This is a genomic window from Pseudomonadota bacterium, from assembly GCA_022361155.1.
In the GTDB taxonomy this organism is placed as follows: Bacteria; Myxococcota_A; Polyangia; order Polyangiales; family JAKSBK01; genus JAKSBK01.
The window spans coordinates 1-5,336 of the sequence record JAKSBK010000595.1 but is presented as its reverse complement, the minus strand read 5'-3'; the positions used below and the strand labels follow the sequence as shown (position 1 = coordinate 5,336).

Sequence of the window (5,336 nt, the reverse complement as noted above, 5' to 3'; positions counted from 1 at the left end):
GTTGCGTCATGCTTCGCACACCGCACCAAGCGTGCCCGACACCACCGCAGCTCATTTCGCATACTTACACTACCGCTTGCGGCGAAAAGTGCCCGGGCACGCCGGCGGACGCCAACCCAGGTCGGGTCGGCCACCACGGCGGCCTTGAAAGGGCCGCAACCCGTACAGGCTCTCAAACAGCGAGACACAGAACGCATACTGGTCCGATGCTTCGCTCGCAGGTTGTCCCAGCTCGTGTTCGGGCGCCATGTAGGGCACCGTGCCCACCGCGGATCCTGTGCGCGTCAGGTCCTGCTCGAGCAAATGGCCGGAAGAAGGCGAGTCGGATGGGGCCGAGACCTGCTGGCCTCGAAGGTCCGGTATCTGCGAGCGGGCTTCGTCTCCGTCCAGCGTGGCAACGCGCGGGGGTTCGTCAGCATCGGACGTGCCTTCGCTTTGCGCACCACCTGGTGCAGCGGCGTCACGACGGCGCGCGAGCCCGAAGTCCATCACGCGAACTACGCCACTCGCCGAGATGAGCACGTTGTCGGGTTTGAAGTCGCGGTGGATAAGCCCTTGACGATGGGCGGCCACCAAGCCCTTGCCCGCCTTCCGAAAGACCGCGACGACTTCACGCCAGGGGCGCTCCCGCTGGCGGTTCCACTGCGCGAGTGTGGAGCCGTCTATGATCTCGGTAGCGATGAAAACCCGTGCCCCCGACCGACCCACGTCAAAAATTGGCAGCACGTTGGGATGGGACAGCTGCGCCATGGCCTGGGCCTCGCGCATGAGGCGCGCCGTGCCGGTCTCGTACGCGCGGTCTTCCCCGGCGTCCGGTGCCCCGCGAAGCATCTTCAGCGCAACGCGCCGGTCCAGGTCCGGGTCGTAGGCGCTGTACACGACCCCCATGCCGCCCTCGCCCAAGAGCTCCCGAATGACGTAACGACCGAGCTTGTCACCAGCGCGCAACCGCCGGGATTGCGGCAGTTGGCTGTCGGTGACCGTAGGCCCGGTCGCCTCCCCCCGCGATCCCACCATAGGCTCGCCTTCCGAAGCTGCGCGGGCCCCTCCCTCTTGCGTGCACTGGGAACTCGAGCGGTGTTTGTGGTTGTCCAAAGCGCGCCGTTCCAGCTTCCAACAGGAGGAGCCCCGCCTGAGTACGGCGGCCAGGCGAAGACTTGGCGCGCCCGCTCGGCCTCAGACCGACCAGCCACAGCCCGCAGTGACCCTTCCGTTGCCGGATACCCGTGTCCGCCGAGTGTCCGATCGGGCTCGGACGTCGGACACTTTGTGTCCGACCGAGCCTGCCTTGGATCCTATCCTACTGGTTTCATTATGTTTTCCGAAGTGGCACGAGTCTCGCTTCGTGGCGGGGCATGACTACCATCACCCAAACCCAATCCGCTCCACTGCCCTACGCGACCGCGCCGTCTGCGACCAAGCCCGAGGCAAACGGCCTGCGTCGGGCCCTGCGGTGGCTTGCCTACCCGAGCCTGCTACTAGCCAACGCCGGCCTGATGGTCTGGGCCGCTGCCAACGAGCTTCCGTTTGCCGCCGTGGCCATGCCCGGGCTGTTGGCGTCGCTGGTCGCTTTGTTTGTCCTGGAACGTATCCAGCCGCACCGACGAACCTGGCATCCAAACCGCAAGGAAGCGCTGCGCGACCTGTTCTACTTCGGAATGAATGGCGGCCTGGACGCGCTGGCCAAGATGGGCACGGCGTTCGCCGTTGCAACGCTTGGTTCGTGGCACAACGGGCTCGGACTATGGGCCGCGCTACCCTTGGCGATCGTGATCGGAGACTTCGCGGGCTATTGGCTGCACCGCTTTGGCCACCGTGGCTGGCTGTGGAAGGTCCACGGCGTGCACCACACGCCGGACAAGGTCAACACCTGGAACAACAACACGGTTCACTTCCTCAACACGCTTTACAGCGGCCTTGGCAAGACGCTGCCGCTTCTCTTGCTCGGTTTCTCGCCCGAGGTGATCGTGCTCGCGGCCTACGTGCTCACGCTGCAGTCCTTTGCCGTACACGCCAACGTCGACGTTGAGCTCGGGTGGCTCGGCTACGTTGTCATGGCCCCCGCACACCATCGCCTGCACCACTCGACCAAGCTCGAAGAGGCAGGCAACTTCGCCAGCGCCATCACGCTTTGGGACCTGGCCTTCGGGACCTTTGTGTACGGCCGCGCCCGGGAGCCCATGCAGGTCGGTGTGACCGACCCGACCAGCTTCCCGAGTTCCAATTCGGTGATCCAGAATCAGCTGCATCCTTTCGTCGACCAGAGCAGGGGTTAGAAGGATCCTAAAAAGACCCTAGAGCCCAAAGGAGACTCGTCATGGTGCCGCTGATCGTGTTTGTGGCCGTCTTCGCTGGGCTTCGGTTGGCTGCGGCCCGCGGACTTGGCATCTCCCGTCCGTGCTCGGCGCGCTTCGCGCTCGCATCGGTGTTCATGGTTACCGGCAGCGCCCACTTCGTGACGCCCAGCGCCTTTGTGGAGATGATTCCGGAGTGGCTGCCGGCGCGGGATGCCGCAGTCTATGCGACGGGCGCACTCGAACTGGCACTCGCCCTGGCGCTGGCCACCCGGCTGAGCATCCTTCAACCACGCTGGGTCGGGGGCGTTGCGATGCTCTTGTTGGGCGCACTGTTTCCCGCGAACGTGTACGCCGCGTTGCACAGTCTTGGGCCAGGTGCTGCCTACGGCGCGCACTACCTGTGGTTCCGCACGCCGGTGCAAGCACTGCTCCTCGCCGCCGCGTGGTACGCGACCTACTCACGCGCCGCAAACAGCGTGTTCAAGCACGCCGGCGCGCGGTCCGCGTGACGGCCAAGCCGATGCGCTCCATGCGTCGATACAACGCTTGTCGAGACAGACCCAACTCGCGAGCCGCCCTGGCCACGACCTGTTCGTTGCGTTCCAGGACGGCCGCGATCTCGTCGTCGGTCGGCTGGCCGCCGGCATCTGCGGGCGGGGGCGATGGCTTGCGCGAGTGGGCCGAGCGGACACTCGTACTCGACGCAGAACCGCGGTGCCCAGCGCCAAGCGCCAGCTCCAGGCGCAGTGGGCCACCTCGGGAGACGATGGCTGCGCGCTCCATGACGTTGGATAACTCACGCACATTGCCAGGCCAGGCGTAGGCCAACAGCTGCTCTTGCTCGCGCTCGCCCAAACTGGATGCCGGCACCCGCAAGTCCGCGCATGCGCGCGCAAGGAAATGCTCTGCCAAAGCCACAACGTCGTGACTTCGCTCACGCAGGGGTGGCACCTCGATCGGAAACACGCTCAGGCGATAGTACAGATCCTCGCGAAAACGGCCTGCGGCTGCTTCTCGCCTAAGGTCACGATTGGTTGCCGCGACCACGCGGACGTTGACCCGCCGGGTCCGGTCGTCGCCCACGCGCTCGAACTCGCCTTCCTGCAGCACCCGCAGGAGCTTGCCCTGCAGGTCGAGCGGGATTTCGCCGACCTCGTCTAGGAAAAGCGTGCCTTCGTGGGCCAGCTGAAACCGCCCGTCGCGAGTCTTGAGGGCACCGGTGAACGCGCCGCGCACGTGACCAAAGAACTCGCTCTCAAATAGCTCCTTCGGGACCGACGCGCAGTTGACCCGTACAAGCGTCTTGCCGCTGCGCCGACTCCGGTCGTGAAGTGCGCGCGCGAATAGCTCTTTGCCGGTGCCCGATTCGCCATGGATGAGAACCGTCGCGTCGGTCTGGGCTACCGCATCCAGCTGCTCGAGCGCTCGCAAGAGGGCGGGACTCTCGCCCACGATATCTCCGGAACGCACTGCGGCGACCTCCTCGCGTAGGTAGTCCCGCTCACGCTCGAGTGCGCGGTTGAGCCGCTCGATCTCCTCGCGCGCTCGCACCCGTTCGGTGACATCGCGCAATGAACCCGTGAAGTACAGCGTGCCGCCGAGTGGCGTGCAGGTAAAACGAATCTCAAGCGGGACCTCGCTGCCATCCTCGCGCAGTCCGCGCACCTCCACGTACCGAAGCGGCATGTCACGCGGGTTCCTCAGCCGCTTGTCAAAGCCCTCCGCGTGCCGTTGACGGTAGCGCTCAGGCATCAGAACAGAGAGCTGCTGGTCGAGGAGCGCGCGGTTTGAATACCCGAAGATGCGCTCGGCCTCTTGGTTGACCAGCACGATGCGCTGCTCGCTGTCGCAGACGATGAAGCCGTCACCGCAAGTGTCCAGCAGATATGCGAGGTGGGCCGTGGTCAGCGGCAAGTCGGCCTGGGTCACGGGCATGTCCGGACACTACTCGATCGGACGTTTCATGGACAGGTGTCCGCAGGAGTGTCCGCCTGCAGGCGTGCCGAAGCGCCCCGTTTTTATTCGGTTTTTCGCATTGCGGGCGTCGAATGCGAGCTGGCACGCGGCTCGCAGCACGCGGCTCGCAATAGACAAGAGGAATAGACAGGGACACTTGGAACACAAGGTCGCAACGGCCACAGCGGACAGGCGACCGAAGAACTCAAGCACACCCAACGCAAAAGGAGCCAACCATGTCCTTCTACAGCGATTGCCTCTTTCCCCGTTACTACGACCGCGTGATGAAGGGCGCGCCGCTCGAGCATGCTCGCCGGCGTTCCCTGAGAACGGCCGCCGGCCGCATTCTCGAACTCGGTATCGGCACGGGACAGAACCTACCCTGCTACCCCACGAGCGTGCGCTCGCTCACCGCGGTGGATCCCAACCCGGGCATGGAACGAGAGCTCCGCCGCAAGCTGACCCGTACTGAGCTAGAAGGCCAACCCAGTCAGGTTGAGGTCGAGTTCGTGCGCGCACCCGCGGAGCGACTGCCCTTTCCCGATGCCAGCTTCGATACGCTTGTCAGCACCCAGGTCCTGTGCAGTGTCGACAACACGCAACGCACACTCGAGGAAGCGTTGCGTGTCCTTCGGCCAGGGGGTCGCCTCCTGTTCCTCGAGCACGGACACAGTGACGAACCCTCGGTCGCTCGTTGGCAGCGCTGGCTCACGCCGGCGCAGCGCTTGTTCGCGGCCGGCTGCCGACTGGACGTCCCCATCGCGCACGTGATCGCCGACGCCGGCTTTCAGATCGACGTGCTGGAGCGCTACTACATGCCCGGCGACCCCAAGACGCACGGCTCGATGTACGAGGGCATCGCAAGCAAGCCGCTAAGCCTGCCGGTGCGCAAACTGTTCGCCGCCGCCGGCCGGCCGACCTGACCCGCGTTGGGGCTAGGGGATATCCGGGCGGGTGCGGTGGTGGCGGCTCGCAGCTGGAGCCCACGGTCACCGGTCGGGCTCTTCGGCGTCTCTACGGGCCGGCTGGTGTGGGAGAGCCGCACAACGGCGCGGCAAAGGTACACGAGCCCAAGCGCTGAGC

Annotated in this window: 5 protein-coding genes; 3 read left to right on the top strand and 2 right to left on the bottom strand. The window is 65.4% G+C overall.

Translation table 11 applies throughout. The features are described from left to right. Positions 1-69 precede the first annotated feature (69 nt). Positions 70-1,017, bottom strand: a complete 948-nt coding sequence (locus MJD61_22260) for a serine/threonine protein kinase (protein MCG8557983.1) — start codon at positions 1,015-1,017, stop codon at positions 70-72. Between the two features lie 338 nt (positions 1,018-1,355). Between MJD61_22260 and MJD61_22255 the strand changes: the two genes are divergently transcribed. Further along, complete coding sequence (locus MJD61_22255) at positions 1,356-2,276, top strand: sterol desaturase family protein (GenBank protein ID MCG8557982.1); 921 nt, start codon at positions 1,356-1,358, stop codon at positions 2,274-2,276. Between the two features lie 41 nt (positions 2,277-2,317). Continuing rightward, positions 2,318-2,806: a hypothetical protein gene (locus MJD61_22250; GenBank protein ID MCG8557981.1), complete on the top strand. Its 489-nt coding sequence runs from the start codon at positions 2,318-2,320 to the stop codon at positions 2,804-2,806. Here MJD61_22250 and MJD61_22245 read toward each other — a convergent pair. Next, positions 2,778-4,226, bottom strand: a complete 1,449-nt coding sequence (locus tag MJD61_22245; GenBank protein ID MCG8557980.1) for a sigma 54-interacting transcriptional regulator — start codon at positions 4,224-4,226, stop codon at positions 2,778-2,780. The genes MJD61_22250 and MJD61_22245 overlap by 29 nt on opposite strands. Before the next feature lie 263 nt (positions 4,227-4,489). Between MJD61_22245 and MJD61_22240 the strand changes: the two genes are divergently transcribed. Further along, positions 4,490-5,176 (top strand): class I SAM-dependent methyltransferase, encoded by a 687-nt coding sequence (locus tag MJD61_22240; GenBank protein ID MCG8557979.1) that lies wholly within the window; start codon positions 4,490-4,492, stop codon positions 5,174-5,176. Positions 5,177-5,336: the final 160 nt, after the last annotated feature.